The following is a 15,112-nucleotide window of genomic DNA, read 5'->3' as shown; positions in this document are numbered from 1 at the left end:
GCCTGGCGGGCACGTTCTGCCTCGGCTGCCTCTACTGCCTTAGGATCTAGTTCTTTTTTCTTTCTGCCTTTCAAAAAACCTAATTTCGGAACAGAAAACAGCTTCTTATTACATTCCTGTTCAACAGCTTCCTCTTCCATGGCTTTTGATAACATTTGAAGCAATGCATCTTTTTCTTCCTGCGGACTGTCTTTAAAAGTAGTATCTAAAGTTCTGCTTACGAGAAAGAGCAGGTTGTTTGAAATCCCTTCTCCAACAGAAAAAGATTCCCGAAAGAGAACTGAATTATTTTCATCGTCAAAGATGGTTAATATTATTTCCGCATTAAGATTATTTTCCTCAGCAAATCTCTCCAATTCCGCCATTTTCGAGGAAGCTAAACGTATACTATATTGCTTTCTGGATGGAATAATGGACCGAAACTTTCTCCCACCCTTAAACGAAGCTCGAATCATTTAGATACCCTCCATATTCATTTGCTTAGAAGCTGAATCCTGAACCTTGTTGAATCCATTTTACAATCGCTTCGCATCCACCAACGACAAAGAGACCAATTACTACGTTTTTCATTCCGCCCTTCGCCTCTTCAATTTTATGTTGGTTTTTCGACATGTAGCCAATTGCATATAAACTTAATTTATAAGCAGCATAGGCACCAGCGATTACCTGAACAGCTCTAATTATAAAAGTAATCATACTGACTATATTATCTACCATAATGACACCTCTTTTTAGTTTGTTTAGTTATGTTGCTCTGAAGATGCAGGTTTACTTACCATTTGCTTTACGGCTTTCTTCAAGATATTGCTGTGTTTAGAAACAACTGCATTATGTTGATCATGAAGCCAATCATCATAGGAAATCCCTTGTGACGCTAATATCAATTCACAAAGGTCTTTAGCATCTTTTTTCTCTGCTTTTGTAGCAGCCATTCTCCTCACCTCCTTCAATTGATGAAAGCCATCAGCTAGTGAATTTCACTAAGATGTGGTTGTTTTTAATAGTGAAGTTTTTGATAACAAATTGATGAAGCGCACTTTTTTGATCACAGTAAGCGTCAAACTTCCCCCCCTTGGTCACCTGATAACCAAGAGGGAGTCTTGCCTGGCGTTTATGGATCATGGAATGCAATTGTTTTGGAGTAACTTTGACCTTAACGACAGGTCCATCTTTATTCATTTTTGATCCGCCTCCTTTCAAAAAAAAAGAAACATACAGCTGTACGTCTCTTCCGTTAAAATTTAAGTTTTGATGTGAAACCACTGAATACGCTACTTAACAAACCAGGGAATTCCTTCTCAGCAAGCCCGATCAAGGCCCCCACCACTAACACTGCACCAATTACCCAATACATTCTGTCTGCGTTTTGATCTAACATGTTTACACTCTCCTATTTATTAAAATTAGAATTTGAGTTTTGATGTGAAGCCACTGAATACACTGCTTAATAAGCCAGGGAATTCCTTCTCAGCAAGGCCAATCAAGGCTCCCACCACTAACACTGCACCAATTACCCAATACATTCTGTCTGCGTTTTGATCTAACATGTTTGCACTCTCCTATTTTGTATTTGAATTAAAATTTTGGTATTTTAGCTGTAAAACCACTAAAAACGTTATTTAATATATCCGGATATTCTTTTACAGAAAGTCCTATTAAAGCCCCTACTACTAAGACTGCACCAATCACCCAATACATCCTGTCTGCGTTTTGATCTAATATATCCCTCACCCCCTTAAAAGAGCGCAATATAAAAAGGCCCCACATTATCGAATCAACGATAAAGCAGAACCTTTTATTGAGACCGTTTGAACGGGGAGATCAAAATATAGAATTTTAAAGTTCCCTTTTACGGTGTAATTAACTTCATCCCCATACTTAACTTTTTGATTCATCATTGGACTATCAATTGTAAACCGGCTCTCGTAATACTTTTTGTTATATTCCTCAATATGATCCATTGCTGAAGATGTAAGTCCGCCGTTTCTCTCAATCTGATAGTTAATATATTGCTTGTATTCATTTCCCTGATTCATCTGTATAAAGAAAGCTGAAGCAGAAAAAATCCCAAATAAAATGAAAATGGCCATATACATTTTCCCTATGGCCATTACTGATCCTTCAAGCATGTCTTACACCCCTTTCAGAGTCTTATATAGATAATTTTGCAATAGTATCTATCATCATGGCAGCCGCGTAACCTACGATGGGAACAAAACTGGCCATTGTGAGTTTTGTTGGAAACATGTAAAATTTTCTTAATTTAAATTGAGCAATTTCCCTTACCCCTTCAAATAATTGTTTACTCGACATCTCTCCTAATTCACTAATGATTGTGGTGTCATTCGAACTTTGCTGGTAATCAAAGAGCGTGGCCATAATTAACATAGCTTTATCCGTCCCACTTGCTTCTTTAGCAAATAAACGGAAAGGAGCTTCAGAGTTAGGTTCATCACTCAACCCGATTAAGAAGCGTTTTAAGGCGGTTTTCACATGCCCATCATCCATTCTTTTGAGCATCTTATTTAATGCACCATATAATGTAGCATTCCTCTCCAATAACAACGGAAACAACATTCTAATAAACTTATTGAATTGAAGTTCCTTTTCAAATTGATGTCTTTTGTACGCATTTACAATTCTTTGATATTCCAGCATCCATACAAATACAGCCAGTATTGGCCCTAATAACATGATCCAGGTGCTAAACAATGCCCCTACTACTGCACCAACAGCTAAGGCAATAATTGCTTTCATAAAGCGTTTTTTTTGGAAGCTTGTTACCCATTGCTGTGTATATCCCATTTCATCTAGCATGGAAGGTAAATTACTTTCAGCACATTTCAACCAAAAATTGTTGTTTTTAGATTCAATGATTTCAGCAGTCATAATTTTACCTCCATTAAATTGTCGTCACCCAATCTTTTAAGGTAAGAACGGAAAAACACACCTAATAAGGTGAGATAAATTGTACTTGAAATCCATCCTGGTAGTTGGTGAGCATAAATGTTTACCCATTGAGTCCACCCAAATGAAAATGTGACTGCCGCGATCAACACTAAAGAAATGATAGAAATAAACCTGAATTCATACGTAGCTCGTTTCTTGTCCCGTAAAAATTTATCTTGTTCTTGTTTCAGTTCATTGTGTAGTGATTTTATATCTTTAATCGTTTCTATATTTGTGCGGCCCTCAATAGTAGCAGTAGTCAATTGTTCAATATATAGGTCAAATATTACGTCATGCTTATATTTCTCACCAAACTCTTTAAATGCTGCGTGAATCTCTTCAGTATTGGCTCCTTGAAGCGCTCCTCGCAGCTGAAGAAGATCCTCTTTAAATTCTCCTTTTGCACGATCCGAGACTGTTTCTAATGCTTTTAACATAGTCTTATCGGAATTGGTAAGGATCTGAGTTAAATTGTTTACAAAGTTATGACGCTCTTGAAAAGCATTAGCCTCGTATACACGCTTAATTGACTGCGGCATCATAACACGATAGCCATAAAACATACCCAACGCACCTAATATTAAGCTGAGCCACCAGTAATAAAACAGTGCATAAGAAAAAACAAAAACCACAGCAAATGGTTTTATCAAAGACATTAAAAGTTCTTTTCGTTCAATAGGCTTTCCATATGCGACTTTATAAGCGTTAAGCTCATCTAACGAATATACTTTTTTCTTCACACTATTCCCCCCTAACAGGTAAACCACTATATTTGACGTGGTGTTCCAGCATACGGTCTTTTAATTTCTGACTTATTTCACCCACTGTTTGCACGAATCTACCGTCTTTGTGTTCCTGCTTGAAGATGGTTGTTACAGACCCATCAGCATTGTACTCGGCAACCTCACTCAGATATCTAACCGTTTTGCCATTCAACTCTGTGCTTTTCAAATGAACTCCTAAATGGAAGTGTTCATAAATATCACCAAGTGTTGATGTTTCATCTAATTGGTAGCCCATTTTCATCATATTGATAAATCTTCGCGGGATAGTCTTGGCATCATTTGCATGCAATGTGGTGATGATACTGTGACTGGATAAAACAGCTTGCAGCATTTCATATGCTTCCATGCCTCTCGTCTCAGATACGCAGATCCATTTAGGGTTGTTTCTGAGTGCAGCCTTTACTAAATCTGTAATAGTTATCCCAGGAGAAGTAAGCCAGCTATGAATATCTTTTGTGTTCCCAAACAACTCTTTAAGGTGTCCTTCCATCGTATCTTCAATCCAAATGATTTTTTCTCTATACGGTATAAAGCTTAACAAAAACTTTTGAAATTCAGTTTTACCGGAACCCGTTTCGCCGGAAATACCAATGTTGGCTTTTGCTGCAACAGCAGCCTTAAAAAATTCAAACATATAGTCAGGAGCAAATTCTGAAAAATTCTCCTTGGTAAGTGCCAGCCTTGGGCGTGATACGCGAATTGCCATTGTGGTTCCATACGGCGATGCAGCTTTATGAACAGCGTTAATCCGTAAATTTCCCAAAGAGGCATCTAAGATGGGGTCTTTAGGTGTAAATTCTTTTTCTACAGCATTAGCGAACTTTTGGATGATCTTTAAAATATACTCCTCAGTTATTTCCTGATTTTCGTAGGGATAAGGGTCTTTGAGATCGCTTCTTCTAACAATCAGTTGATTTGCATTAAAAGTAATATCAGTGACCGTATCATGTTGTTTTATAATCGTTTCAATAGCACCCAGGCCAACCATTTCCTGCATTACATAATCTACTTTTGTATCAGTATCCAAAACAGTAGCATTATCTTCAGCAACCAGTTTCCACATAACTTCCCTTGCTTCTTTTGAAGTGAAAGCTTCTAACACAATTTCTGGGTTTTTCTCTCGGATATCTCGATATATAGCTTTAATTGTATCTGGACTAATCATTTTATTTCCTCCTTAACTGACAATATTCGACACAAACGTTACTTGGTATTTTGAGTTGCGATCGTCTGTGATTTTAACGCGGACAGCCTTAATTCCGCCGTCTGCTGTCTTTAAAAAATTAAAGTTATATTTAGTTCCTGATAGTTTAATATTGCTGTTTTGTTCAAAGAGAGTTTTGAATTTCTTTTTGAAGCTCTCTTCTGTAACCTCTACACGGCCATCTTCCACACGGGAGCTTTTATCAATGCTGTTGATACTTGCTATCTGGCCTGATTCAGTCATTGTGCTGATTATGGAATTGTGTCGGTATGCCTCGGTATAGTAAGACGTGACAACCATCAAAAGAAAAAGCCCAATATACACAATCCCTAAAGTCATTATGGAACCTTTCATCATGCTCACCTCGATTTTCTCCAGGTTAATCAAAAAAGGATGAACTTTTTAAGTTCATCCTCTACAACTTTTAATCGCCCTTTAATTTCTCGCTATTGAGTGCTTTACGAGTTTCTTCAAAAGAGTCAGCTAGAACGTTTGCCCCTTTAGTACCTTTTGCCCTTAGCTCTTTTATGGTTTTTTCAAAATCCTTATCGTTTAATTTAGCCACATTTAAAAATGCGTCATTTCTTAGCATTATTTTTCTCCTTTCAATTCTTAATATGGTTGCTTACGCTGCGTTTACAATTTCCCAGGGATTAGTTCTTTTGCTGATCTTCTTTATAACTGACAATCGTATATTCCGTAGTACCAGTATATAAATTTTCATTTTTCTGAGGAGTAGTAATTCTCCTTGAATTGACACTTATTATTTTGTCATCAGTTATGAGTCTAACAATCTTCTTGATGGCCTCAACCTTATTCTCTGTGGTAAAAGTAAAACGGCTTTTCTCCATGCTTTCCCCTCCAAGCTTTTAAAAAAGTCATTTCTTCAACCAATTAATATCACTTTGTGACCAGCCGCCAGGAGCACCGTTAGGGAAAGGATCATCAGCATTAATCGGCGTAAGCATTATTTCGTCCTGATCCTTTGTTTTTGAATTCATATGGCCGTACATATAAGCAAATAGCGTGAGCTTATCCTTCAATTCAAAAGTCACTTTGTTAACCCCTACTTTGCTTGAAGTATAAGAAACATCATAGCTGCCTAATTCCGCCCAAATAGGAGTGTAAAATTTATTCCCTCCGTCACGAACAGCGTTTTTCAAGCGTTTGTCGTTTGCTTTAACTTGCTGATCCGTGAATAAGCTGCCAGTTTCTTTTTCCACATTTACGTGAGGGAAAACAAATGTCATTTCCCGGATTAAATTGTCTGCGGTGCTTGATTTCTTAGATGCTGCAACATCCATAGGGAATATAGCTTTACCGTCTTTAACAGAATAGTTTAAGTAAGTATCCATCAACTCTTCAGGTACTTTAAAATCGAATTTGATATCATCATCGTCTTTTTGAAGCATGTTCTCATATGTGAAAGTAAGATTTTGCTCGCTGCCATAACCGGTTTTCCGTTTAGGAAGCAGCTGCCCTTGATATGTCATTGTTTCAAAATAGCTTTTCATAGAAGTTGTTGGTGTTACTTCTGTCATAACTACGCGTTTAACAGATCCAGGATTTTCAGATACATCTTTCATCGACATTGAAACTGCATCCTCAGAACTCGTATAACCCTTTGTGGAGAGCTGTTTAGCCTTCTCAGGTACATCTATATCATTTGGATTAAATCCTTCTAATTTGACCGTATAAAGCTTATTTTCGTTTACCTTCAAAGACTTTTCTGGAATGGTGAAATTCACTGTTTTCGGAAGCTTTTCAGCAGTGTATGTTTTTTTGCTTAACAGTGTATTCCCTTCATACAAACTGACATTAATCTTCGTGGTAGTCATTCCTTCGGTATCATTTTTATAGATATTGGTTTTCGCCAGTGAAGCTTTTACGGGTAAACCATCGGCCGCCGGCGCTGTATAAATTTGAAGCTTTTCGAAACTGGCTATAATTAGTGGTACATCATAATAGATCGTAATTGTTATATCATTTTTTCCGACTGTTCCTGTTGTTTTTTTTGTTGAAATCGGCCTGTACGTATAGTTGTTTTTTTTCAAATTGGTTAGAGGACCGTAGGAATAGGCATCCCCTCTTTTTTTTGTAAAGACCTGTTTTTTTATTAACGACTTGTCCCGATTGTCTTTATGCAGTACGGTTATTTTTCGCTGCAATGCATATTCAAAGGTAATGGTGATGTCTTTATTCCCCAGCTTACCAGTTTTCTTTTCCGTCTTTACTGGCACATATGTTTTTCCATCTTTTTTGATCTCCTTTTCAGGCGAGTAACTGTAATTGGTCCCAATGTTTTTTGTTTCAGTCGTCTTCTTCAAAACCGTCCCTTCATATTTATCTTTGTGCAGCACGGTAATCTTTTTCTGTCGTTTTTCAAAATCGACAGTAAAGCCCGCTGCCACTACTGGATCAATTACAAATGAACTCCCCATTAAACGTTGGTAGCTGTTTGAATTAGGCATATAAAGGAGCGAGGCTAGCTGATTGATTTCACCGTTTACATTCCCTGTAGCATAATCAGAGTCGTAATCTAAAGGTGCTGTAAAATAAAAAGACTGTCCATCATGGACAGTAATTTTTCCGCCTTTTTGTGTCTTTCCGTTTTTCACATGAATTGTGACCTTAGAAGGGACTTTAAGAGAGACCGTACCCTTTCCATTCAATTTGATAGTCTCAGATTTTTGCTGATCTCCTGAGATAGAGCTACTTACTTTAGTCTTGCTGAAGGAAACTTGATAACTCGGTGCGTCACCTTTCTTAGCATGTTTGATGAGGCCCCATACTTCGGAATCCAGGTTACTGTATGTTTTTTGAGTCCTTTTTCCATCAAGCCAGTTATTCAATGCAACATATGTTTTAACCATGTCTGTCATTGAATTCCCTATCTCATTTCCATCCCCGCCAAAACCATAATAAAGAATAGCTTTGACACCATCATCATATTGACGCTTAGGCAAATTGTATGAATGGCCACCATAAGGTGCCGGCTTGCCAGGATCAATACAAAAAACAATATTATCGCCTATTTTGATATAAGCCGTTTCATGCGCTACGCCATGCGGGTCTTTCCATGTGTAAGGACCTTTAGCAACAGCAGTAGCTGCTTGGGCCGTTGATGAAAAAAAAGGCATTAAAAAAAGCGCTGCGGCTATTGCTACAACACTTGATAGCATTATCAAAAACCTTTTATACACTATGTGAGTCAAATCGATCACCCATTTCTTAATGTGCTGTATGGCAAAAGCTTAAACAAACCCAAAGAAACAAATCCCGATGGGGGAATTATAATAACTTGTCTCAAAAGAGATTCCTCCTATTCGTTTAATTCACCATTCTTCTCGGTGTACTTAACAAAAAATTAGTGTGATATCCACGAACGATCATCTTGTACAATTGCCAATCGATATCCTTAATATCTAAATGCTTATTTTTTCTTAGAAACTCTTTAAGTTCTCCCCATCCATCTAATTGCACTCCTTTAAGACCTTTTTTAATATCCATTTTTTCACCTCATTATGAAATTCATTTTCTTAAGGGTTTCCTAAAATACCAGAGGAGCCAATTGTGAGAGGCACATTGTCACCCAATAAAAAAGCAACGGTTTGTATGAGCGTTTTAGAAAGACACACCAAAAAAACTGATAGATAATGATTAAACTTAACCCCATGGTGACGAATTTAGGAATATCAGTAAGGAGATCGTTTTTATTCAAAGAACTGATTCCCAAAAAGTCATCAAAGGGTATTGGGATAGAATTTGCGTTAAATACCAAGCCAATCCCCAACAGAATGTATAATCCAACATATAGCTTGATTAAGAGCAAAACACTTTTGAATAAGAATTTAAACGGGCTGTTAATAGAATGTACAACCTGTTCTTTATAAGTGTTTAAACAAAAAGTCTTGTACACAAAAAAAGAGCAGTTGGTCTGCTCGTTAACTAGAATTCCTTCTTCCTTCAGTATTTGTTCGGCTTCCCGCCATGCCAATTTCTCATTCCAATACGTTGTAAAGCTCATTCCAGAATTGATGAGCCTAGCTTTTTTTCCGGATGTCCTTTGGTGTACATAATGATGTCCCAATTCATGCGCCAAAGAAAATGCCTGAATTAAATTGTCGAAATCAGTGAATTGTGGTACTTCAATTGTCGGTATCTTATCTTCTCCCAAGCAATACGCATATTGCCCAGTGGCAGACTTTGAAAAGGAAGGTCTTATCCTAATCCCTTCACTGGAAATTCGATTTAATATCCTATCCTTGGCCTCTTCATCACTTAAAATGACCTGATTTTCCGTACTCATGACTCTCTCCTTTCACCCCAAAATTGATTGATCATCACCCCCTTTTGTTATTGTTTATCCTCTTCTACAATCACTATCGCGTTATTGAGAACCACGCGCTTCCCATCAATGTCAAACTTAACTTTATTCCCGTAATCATTGACCTCTACATCGAACTTGCCTTTGTACGTCTTGATGATCTTCCCATTTTGATCATATACCGTTGCTGTGCGTTTCAGCCCGTTTACACTTGATTCATGATCTTTTACTGTGCGATCCCAGCTCTCACTGCTACAGCCGGTTAAAGCTGAAAATGTTAGGATTCCAAGAGTTAGAAGTAACAAAATCCTTTTCACTTCAAAAACCCCCTTTTTTCTTTATTTTTGAACATAAAAAAACGGACTAATTAGTTTAGTCCGTTTCAACCATATGTTTAATCCTTGAAAAAGAAGAATCAAATTCTATACTGTATTTTTTCTTGTCTGCTGTTACATTATAGACATTACCGGAATCTTCTTTGATGACTATTTCATTTTCTGGTATATGAAGCTTATCAGCAACTGTTTCATACCTAATTCTCGAATCTTCTTTGCTTTGATGTGCACTTGATATAATGTCATAAATAAAAAGGCCACCAACAGCTACAATACATATAGCAGCCACTTTAGGAGTTGTTGATCCATCATCAAACATACTCTTCCCCCTCATATAGCCAATCATTTACCTCTTTCATAAACATCATAGTCATTTCCAGTACCATTATTTCCGCTGCCTACATGATTATAATTTCCACTGTTAAAGTCATTAACAAAATCGTTCGCGTCTTTCATGGTGTTGCTTTGAGATTGTTTGCTTTTTGATGTACTAGAAGATGATTTATTGCTGCTGCCAGATGAACTGCTTCTAGTGCTGCTTTTCTTACTTTCACTAGCACTAGTGGTTCCTGAATTTGACTTAGATGTATAGGATCTTGGTGAAGAAGAATTTGAGTATGATTTCGTGTTGGAGCTTGATGTACTAGAGCCTGAGCTTGAATAAGAGCTATATCCTGAGTTTGATGATCCCGAACTGCTGGCTTTCGAACTAGACGGGCTTCCTGATTTATTTTGTGTAGCAGGAGTATTGCTTGAAGCTGAAACTGCATCTGAAGTGGTGTTTTGACTCTTGCTGGTGCTTACTTGATTGCTGTCACTGGTTTTCGTTTCACTTTGTTTGTCGGAAGTTTTATCAATCTCATTGAGCTTTTCTTTCGCTTTTTTACTTAAAGCCTCTTGATCTTCAATTCTCTTTTTGAGCGTTTTCAGCTGTTTTTTCAGACTCTTTTTGACACTTTGATTGGATACCTTGTTTACTTCTTTTTCAATATCTTTATAGGAGTCCCAATCTTTCTTCGCGTCTTTGAGTAATTTTTTTGTTTTCTCTATTTGTTTAACTTGCTCATATGCTTTAGATAAGTCCTTAGATAAATCTTTGTACAGATCTTCACTGATCGGTTTTACTTTATCAACACTCTCCTGGGTTACAGAAAGAATTGACTTGGTTAGGTCGTCCACGATAACACCGTCAACAATATCTTCTTTAACTGCTTTTGAAGCCTCTAACATGACAGCAGCATTGGATGCTCTTTTTGCTAATGTTTTCTGTTTCTTAGAATCCCCAACATCGGCCACTAACTTCTGAGCCTTTTGTATTTTTTCCTCTGTAAGCCCATTAGCCAGGTAATTATACTTTTTAGAAGCATACAATGAGTTAACTGCATCAGTAGCATTGTCTAACACTTGGGCTTCTTCGGCTTTTGCTTGGTATGAATGAAAAATTGTGTAACCAGGTACCCCTACAATTATTGCACCGGCAACAATACCGGCAGCCAATTTCTTTCTCATATTGACACTCAACACCTTTTTAAATATATTTTTCCAATCATAATTCTACTATGGTTTGAGTTAAAAACATATGATGTAATTTGATCTGGAAGCCAGGATTCACACGTTTATCAATGATAACAGTCCAAAATCGTGAGTTTGTAGCAGTTGTTACTCACGGAACTCTATATCAGCCAAGTATTTAGATTCAAATGAATCCAAATCTGATAATGTAAGCCAAACTTGCTGTCTACAGCGCTAAAACTTACACGCTACTCGCACCAAGAAGAAATATTCACCCAAAGATATTGCATGGCCGTTATACCTTTGGAGGGGGACTATCCCTAATATTAAATTGCTTTATCAGCATAATCACTGATAAACGTGTGAATCCTGATCAACTCTCATTTCTATTTAGAAATCATTTTTTTCAATATGTAATCTGGATGACAGACAACGGCTAAACCTTTACTAGTATGATAAATATCCACTCTCTTAGCTCCTGAATCAAGCAATGCATTTTTTAAGGCTTGCACATTTGAATAACCCGTTTCTTGAAGAAGCACAGATACCTTTTTAGACCTTCCTGATCTATTCTTAGGTCTTACCTGCTTATCTCTACGCGGAATCTTAGGTGCTGTATATATCCGTTTTTCTTTCTTAACCGGCTGAAATGCCTCGGTTGTAAAAAGAAGGTTGGAATGAGGATTAGTACGTTTCCCAACTATAATTCCATTTTCATTTTTCACATTTCTTACATTCGAATAGTATTGAGAAATTGGCCTTGTTGTATTAGTAGTAGTATTTATAAAGTCCCTCCCAGCTATCCGATGTATGCTGCCATCATACATTCTCACTGACATCCCATACTTACGGATATCATCTTCTGTCATCTTCTTTTGTAGCAATTGCACCTTACTCAAACAATTCCCCTCCCTCTAAATTTTCCTATCGACAGTTCTTAAACAACAAAAAAAGCTGTCAGGCAGTTAGCCTGACAGCTCCGTTTTGCTGAACATACAACACAACACCAAAAGAAAATCTGGTTATACACTATATGGTGTTTAACCTTATAGCGTAGCGCTGTATGTAAATACAACAAATGGGGCAAGATCACACTAACAGCAGTTATTCTGCTATGCGAGCTATACCACATCTCAATTTTTGAGATGTGATGGCCCTGATTTAATTTTAACTAAATTTCTTTACTCAATTGAGATAAAAGGCTTTATTGGTGTATGATAGTTATATAATTAACTTTATTTTTAACCATCAGTTAACCGCCAGATTAATCCTTAGTTAATAATAAACGTTAAATCACCTACATAACTTCTCATAAACCAAAAAAAATGAGTCTTTGTACCCTTTTTTTGGTTCGATTTCACTCTTTATGTAACTAGACTAACAAAAAAATTAACTGGTGTAAAGAATTTTTTAACCAGTTTTTTTAACTCATTTAAATTCCGAAACCTGTATTGAGGTGATATAAGTGGATGATAGAGGGACTTTTACACTCTCTACTTACTTTAAACAAAAGAGATTGCAAAAGAAATTAACTCAAACAGAAGTTGCAAATCGCACAGGATTAACAGCTGCTTATATCTCCTTACTCGAAAACGGCAAAAAGAAAAACCCTTCGCCCGCAGTCATAAAAAAATTAGCAAAGGTCCTTTCGATCTCAAATATAGAAGTGATGAAGCTGCTGGAGTTTATTGCTGATTCAAGTAATGATGAAAAAGAAACTGAAGAACCAGTTCAAAATCTACATTTTTTTGATATAACCGGATTGTCAGAAAAAGATATTCAACATATCCAAGAAACGATAGAACTATTAAAGATCCGTGCGGAATATGAAAAAAATAAAAACGGCTAACCTCTTTAAGAAGTTAGCCGTAAGTTCTAATTTATCAAACCATTGCCTTTTGAGCCACTTGAAATTCTTGATTTACAGATGATTCCGCATTATTAACATAACCAAATGTAAATGCAGTTACTGCCACAATTCCTGAAATGACCAAAATTTTCGTTTTCTTCATGATAACGCCTCCGTTATTTTTAAAATTTGATCCTTTGCATATAATGCCTTTTTCAAAAATTCGTGACTGTTTTCAATATCTCCTTTTTCCTCATAAAGATCAGCTATTTCCCTAGCTATTTTCGCTACATCGGGCCAAAGATTTTTCTCCTCTAAAAAAGCCAAGGATTTCTTAATTTTCTCTACAGAATACTTTTCATAAAGATTAAAGAGAATATCCAACTTCGCCCTATATTCTTGATCATCAAATTCTGATGATTTCTCAATACCGAGCTTATACCACGAAAATGCATCTTCATTTTTACCGGCATTATAAGACACTCTGGCAAGCATATAGATAGTCTCAAGTCCCTTTTCAGATTCTCGAAGCCAATCAAATGAATAAGCCTTATTAAAATAATAAAGAGCCATTTCATAAGAGTCCTGCTGCCATTGAATAAGCCCTCGATTATGGTAAATCTTAGCTGTAATTGTATCATATCTGTGATCTAAAGCATCAGTCAAGGCATTTTGATAATAAGCGTCTGCTTCCTCTAAACGCCCCATATCATACAAGTTTACACCCATAACCATGCTACATTGAATAGCTTCAAATTTATGCATATCGTATTTACTAAAGATCTTTCTGGCTTTCTTTATATGACTAACAGAAAACAAATGTTGATCAATTTGATAATAGGCCACTCCAATTTTGTAATGAAATTCAGCAAATTTCGTATCATCAACATTAGGAACCCGGGAAAGTTTTTGTTCCGCCTTATCATAACAAGCGATGGCCTTAATATAATTCTTTTTATAATATTCATAATCACCATTAAACAAATCATAGTAATACGAAATCATTAACTCGTGGTTTCCTTTACTCAACATTGACACAACATTCTCTAAAGATCCCATTGCACCTCTACCGAACGCTACGCTGTGTGAATAATCCAATAAATAAAAATACTCCAGCAGTTCCATATCATCTTTACCCTCAGAAAGAAGGCTTTCTATTTCTTGTTTCTTTTCAGTTGATTCACGAACTTTCCCCGCTGCAATAAACTCATTCCAAATGTTTAAAAGGTTTGCCACATAAGGAGAAGGAACTGTTTTCGCGTTGGATGACATACTCATTCTTCCCTCCAGGTCTACTTCATAAGCCCAAATTTATATAACTTACATATCGACAAAACACGAGAAAATGTAACCAAGGGACAAATACAAACTAAGAACATTTAGTACATTGTGCTGAATGTTCTTTGAAAGTTTTTTGAGGATTTACCAACATCATACTAAAACATGTAAATACAATCTATATTTATCAACACAATTTCTCTCTGTAGAAAATTAATTTATAAAAAACAAAGGAAATCCTGAATAAGACACATCATCAGCAAAATAAATATATCAAAATATTTTTGTTCTCTAACAAGAACAAAGCTTTTCAAAAAGGAACTTAAAACCAACGGTTTTAAGGAATTTCGCATTTATTTTATTTAAATCACTTGACTTTTCGAACTTGAAACTGGCAGGATAGCTGACTGCTCTAGGAAACAGGGGCGAAATTCGATTACCTTATAGCAGCGCGTAAAAAAATAAACGTGCTGCTATAAGGTAATCGATCAATTGAAACTGGCTCGGTAGTGATGCCTGAGGTTTCCAGTACTGCCTTGCTATCGCCAGGCTTGCGCCCGCCATGATCTTTTTACATACAATCTCTGTCCTGTATGCTTACTTTTATGGTGTTTGTCTTGTGTTCTCTCACACGATAACACTCCATTGTGTCCCGTATACATAAAAGCTTGATCATAGTTACCCGCACCGTAGTGCGCCAGAGTAACCTAGTGTAAAAACACATTCTCCGGACCGTTTATGGCCGTCCTCGCCATTCGCCACAAGCGCAGCAAGGAACGCTTATTGTGGTATATCTCCGTATTTATGCGGTGGACGGAGCAACTCCTGACGTCAGTTTATTTTACACCCCTTAACGGCAGCTGGGTGACAAAC

The 15,112-nt window shown here is 36.8% G+C and carries 23 protein-coding genes; 1 reads left to right on the top strand and 22 read right to left on the bottom strand.

Going from position 1 to position 15,112, the window contains the following annotated elements; all coding sequences use genetic code 11:
- The 20 genes from AXI57_RS19395 to AXI57_RS19315 all read right to left on the bottom strand — a co-directional run.
- On the bottom strand, nt 1-365 hold a 365-nt coding region (locus AXI57_RS19395; protein WP_162267657.1), incomplete at its 3' end, for a hypothetical protein.
- 115 nt (nt 366-480) lie between these two features.
- Nucleotides 481-717: a hypothetical protein gene (locus tag AXI57_RS19390; RefSeq protein WP_061671021.1), complete on the bottom strand. Its 237-nt coding sequence runs from the start codon at nt 715-717 to the stop codon at nt 481-483.
- 23 nt (nt 718-740) lie between these two features.
- Nucleotides 741-932, bottom strand: a complete 192-nt coding sequence (locus tag AXI57_RS19385; RefSeq protein ID WP_061671020.1) for a hypothetical protein — start codon at nt 930-932, stop codon at nt 741-743.
- A 31-nt stretch (nt 933-963) separates the two neighbouring features.
- The gene (locus AXI57_RS19380; RefSeq protein ID WP_061671019.1) at nt 964-1,179 is read right to left on the bottom strand and encodes a hypothetical protein; all 216 of its coding nucleotides are present in this window, start codon (nt 1,177-1,179) and stop codon (nt 964-966) included.
- A 55-nt stretch (nt 1,180-1,234) separates the two neighbouring features.
- Entirely contained in the window at nt 1,235-1,378 is a 144-nt protein-coding gene (locus AXI57_RS21825; RefSeq protein ID WP_013603204.1) for a hypothetical protein, read from the bottom strand.
- 25 nt (nt 1,379-1,403) lie between these two features.
- Complete coding sequence (locus AXI57_RS21820; RefSeq protein WP_013603204.1) at nt 1,404-1,547, bottom strand: hypothetical protein; 144 nt, start codon at nt 1,545-1,547, stop codon at nt 1,404-1,406.
- A gap of 219 nt (nt 1,548-1,766) precedes the next feature.
- Entirely contained in the window at nt 1,767-2,129 is a 363-nt protein-coding gene (locus AXI57_RS19375; protein WP_061671018.1) for a hypothetical protein, read from the bottom strand.
- Nucleotides 2,130-2,151: 22 nt separating this feature from the next.
- Nucleotides 2,152-2,889: a hypothetical protein gene (locus AXI57_RS19370; protein WP_061671017.1), complete on the bottom strand. Its 738-nt coding sequence runs from the start codon at nt 2,887-2,889 to the stop codon at nt 2,152-2,154.
- The gene (locus AXI57_RS19365; RefSeq protein WP_061671016.1) at nt 2,886-3,689 is read right to left on the bottom strand and encodes a hypothetical protein; all 804 of its coding nucleotides are present in this window, start codon (nt 3,687-3,689) and stop codon (nt 2,886-2,888) included. Before AXI57_RS19365 ends, AXI57_RS19370 begins: the two co-directional genes overlap by 4 nt.
- A gap of 1 nt (nt 3,690) precedes the next feature.
- Entirely contained in the window at nt 3,691-4,899 is a 1,209-nt protein-coding gene (locus AXI57_RS19360; protein WP_061671015.1) for an ATPase, T2SS/T4P/T4SS family, read from the bottom strand.
- 12 nt (nt 4,900-4,911) lie between these two features.
- Complete coding sequence (locus tag AXI57_RS19355; RefSeq protein ID WP_061671014.1) at nt 4,912-5,301, bottom strand: hypothetical protein; 390 nt, start codon at nt 5,299-5,301, stop codon at nt 4,912-4,914.
- Between the two features lie 61 nt (nt 5,302-5,362).
- The gene (locus tag AXI57_RS21525; RefSeq protein ID WP_155723755.1) at nt 5,363-5,530 is read right to left on the bottom strand and encodes a hypothetical protein; all 168 of its coding nucleotides are present in this window, start codon (nt 5,528-5,530) and stop codon (nt 5,363-5,365) included.
- Nucleotides 5,531-5,591: 61 nt separating this feature from the next.
- Nucleotides 5,592-5,789 carry a hypothetical protein gene (locus AXI57_RS19350; RefSeq protein ID WP_061671013.1) on the bottom strand — a complete coding sequence of 66 codons (198 nt, stop codon included), beginning with the start codon at nt 5,787-5,789 and terminating at the stop codon, nt 5,592-5,594.
- Between the two features lie 27 nt (nt 5,790-5,816).
- The gene (locus AXI57_RS19345; RefSeq protein WP_061671012.1) at nt 5,817-8,120 is read right to left on the bottom strand and encodes a MucBP domain-containing protein; all 2,304 of its coding nucleotides are present in this window, start codon (nt 8,118-8,120) and stop codon (nt 5,817-5,819) included.
- Between the two features lie 148 nt (nt 8,121-8,268).
- Nucleotides 8,269-8,448, bottom strand: a complete 180-nt coding sequence (locus tag AXI57_RS19340) for a hypothetical protein (RefSeq protein WP_061671011.1) — start codon at nt 8,446-8,448, stop codon at nt 8,269-8,271.
- A gap of 40 nt (nt 8,449-8,488) precedes the next feature.
- Nucleotides 8,489-9,247, bottom strand: a complete 759-nt coding sequence (locus tag AXI57_RS19335) for a hypothetical protein (protein ID WP_061671010.1) — start codon at nt 9,245-9,247, stop codon at nt 8,489-8,491.
- 47 nt (nt 9,248-9,294) lie between these two features.
- Nucleotides 9,295-9,582, bottom strand: a complete 288-nt coding sequence (locus AXI57_RS19330) for an SLAP domain-containing protein (protein ID WP_061671009.1) — start codon at nt 9,580-9,582, stop codon at nt 9,295-9,297.
- A 55-nt stretch (nt 9,583-9,637) separates the two neighbouring features.
- On the bottom strand, nt 9,638-9,919 hold the full coding sequence (locus tag AXI57_RS19325) for a hypothetical protein (protein WP_061671008.1): 282 nt from the start codon (nt 9,917-9,919) through the stop codon (nt 9,638-9,640).
- A gap of 23 nt (nt 9,920-9,942) precedes the next feature.
- Nucleotides 9,943-11,109, bottom strand: coding sequence for a hypothetical protein (locus AXI57_RS19320; RefSeq protein ID WP_061671007.1), 1,167 nt, complete (start codon nt 11,107-11,109; stop codon nt 9,943-9,945).
- A 389-nt stretch (nt 11,110-11,498) separates the two neighbouring features.
- Complete coding sequence (locus AXI57_RS19315) at nt 11,499-12,011, bottom strand: hypothetical protein (RefSeq protein ID WP_061671006.1); 513 nt, start codon at nt 12,009-12,011, stop codon at nt 11,499-11,501.
- A gap of 566 nt (nt 12,012-12,577) precedes the next feature.
- Between AXI57_RS19315 and AXI57_RS19310 the strand changes: the two genes are divergently transcribed.
- A complete protein-coding gene (locus tag AXI57_RS19310) occupies nt 12,578-12,961 on the top strand; it encodes a helix-turn-helix domain-containing protein (RefSeq protein WP_061671005.1) in 384 nt (127 codons plus the stop codon).
- 34 nt (nt 12,962-12,995) lie between these two features.
- Here AXI57_RS19310 and AXI57_RS22330 read toward each other — a convergent pair whose 3' ends face one another.
- Together AXI57_RS22330 and AXI57_RS19305 are read right to left on the bottom strand one after the other, a co-directional pair.
- Complete coding sequence (locus tag AXI57_RS22330) at nt 12,996-13,124, bottom strand: hypothetical protein (protein ID WP_255265382.1); 129 nt, start codon at nt 13,122-13,124, stop codon at nt 12,996-12,998.
- Nucleotides 13,121-14,239: a tetratricopeptide repeat protein gene (locus tag AXI57_RS19305; RefSeq protein ID WP_081112800.1), complete on the bottom strand. Its 1,119-nt coding sequence runs from the start codon at nt 14,237-14,239 to the stop codon at nt 13,121-13,123. The genes AXI57_RS22330 and AXI57_RS19305 overlap by 4 nt, the downstream gene beginning before the upstream one ends.
- Nucleotides 14,240-15,112 lie beyond the last annotated feature (873 nt).

Source organism: Bacillus atrophaeus (assembly GCF_001584335.1).
In the GTDB taxonomy this organism is placed as follows: domain Bacteria; phylum Bacillota; class Bacilli; order Bacillales; family Bacillaceae; genus Bacillus; species Bacillus atrophaeus.
This window is presented reverse-complemented; position numbering and strand designations above follow the sequence as displayed.

Bases quoted from the DNA above. Each gene is read 5' to 3' on its own strand.
- AXI57_RS19390 (WP_061671021.1), bottom strand. From the start codon at position 717: ATGGTAGATAATATAGTCAGTATGATTACTTTTATAATTAGAGCTGTT.
- AXI57_RS19385 (WP_061671020.1), bottom strand. From the start codon at position 932: ATGGCTGCTACAAAAGCAGAGAAAAAAGATGCTAAAGACCTTTGTGAA.
- AXI57_RS19380 (WP_061671019.1), bottom strand. From the start codon at position 1,179: ATGAATAAAGATGGACCTGTCGTTAAGGTCAAAGTTACTCCAAAACAA.
- AXI57_RS21825 (WP_013603204.1), bottom strand. From the start codon at position 1,378: ATGTTAGATCAAAACGCAGACAGAATGTATTGGGTAATTGGTGCAGTG.
- AXI57_RS21820 (WP_013603204.1), bottom strand. From the start codon at position 1,547: ATGTTAGATCAAAACGCAGACAGAATGTATTGGGTAATTGGTGCAGTG.
- AXI57_RS19375 (WP_061671018.1), bottom strand. From the start codon at position 2,129: ATGCTTGAAGGATCAGTAATGGCCATAGGGAAAATGTATATGGCCATT.
- AXI57_RS19370 (WP_061671017.1), bottom strand. From the start codon at position 2,889: ATGACTGCTGAAATCATTGAATCTAAAAACAACAATTTTTGGTTGAAA.
- AXI57_RS19360 (WP_061671015.1), bottom strand. From the start codon at position 4,899: ATGATTAGTCCAGATACAATTAAAGCTATATATCGAGATATCCGAGAG.
- AXI57_RS21525 (WP_155723755.1), bottom strand. From the start codon at position 5,530: ATGCTAAGAAATGACGCATTTTTAAATGTGGCTAAATTAAACGATAAG.
- AXI57_RS19350 (WP_061671013.1), bottom strand. From the start codon at position 5,789: ATGGAGAAAAGCCGTTTTACTTTTACCACAGAGAATAAGGTTGAGGCC.
- AXI57_RS19345 (WP_061671012.1), bottom strand. From the start codon at position 8,120: ATGCTATCAAGTGTTGTAGCAATAGCCGCAGCGCTTTTTTTAATGCCT.
- AXI57_RS19340 (WP_061671011.1), bottom strand. From the start codon at position 8,448: ATGGATATTAAAAAAGGTCTTAAAGGAGTGCAATTAGATGGATGGGGA.
- AXI57_RS19335 (WP_061671010.1), bottom strand. From the start codon at position 9,247: ATGAGTACGGAAAATCAGGTCATTTTAAGTGATGAAGAGGCCAAGGAT.
- AXI57_RS19325 (WP_061671008.1), bottom strand. From the start codon at position 9,919: ATGTTTGATGATGGATCAACAACTCCTAAAGTGGCTGCTATATGTATT.
- AXI57_RS19320 (WP_061671007.1), bottom strand. From the start codon at position 11,109: ATGAGAAAGAAATTGGCTGCCGGTATTGTTGCCGGTGCAATAATTGTA.
- AXI57_RS22330 (WP_255265382.1), bottom strand. From the start codon at position 13,124: ATGAAGAAAACGAAAATTTTGGTCATTTCAGGAATTGTGGCAGTAACT.
- AXI57_RS19305 (WP_081112800.1), bottom strand. From the start codon at position 14,239: ATGAGTATGTCATCCAACGCGAAAACAGTTCCTTCTCCTTATGTGGCA.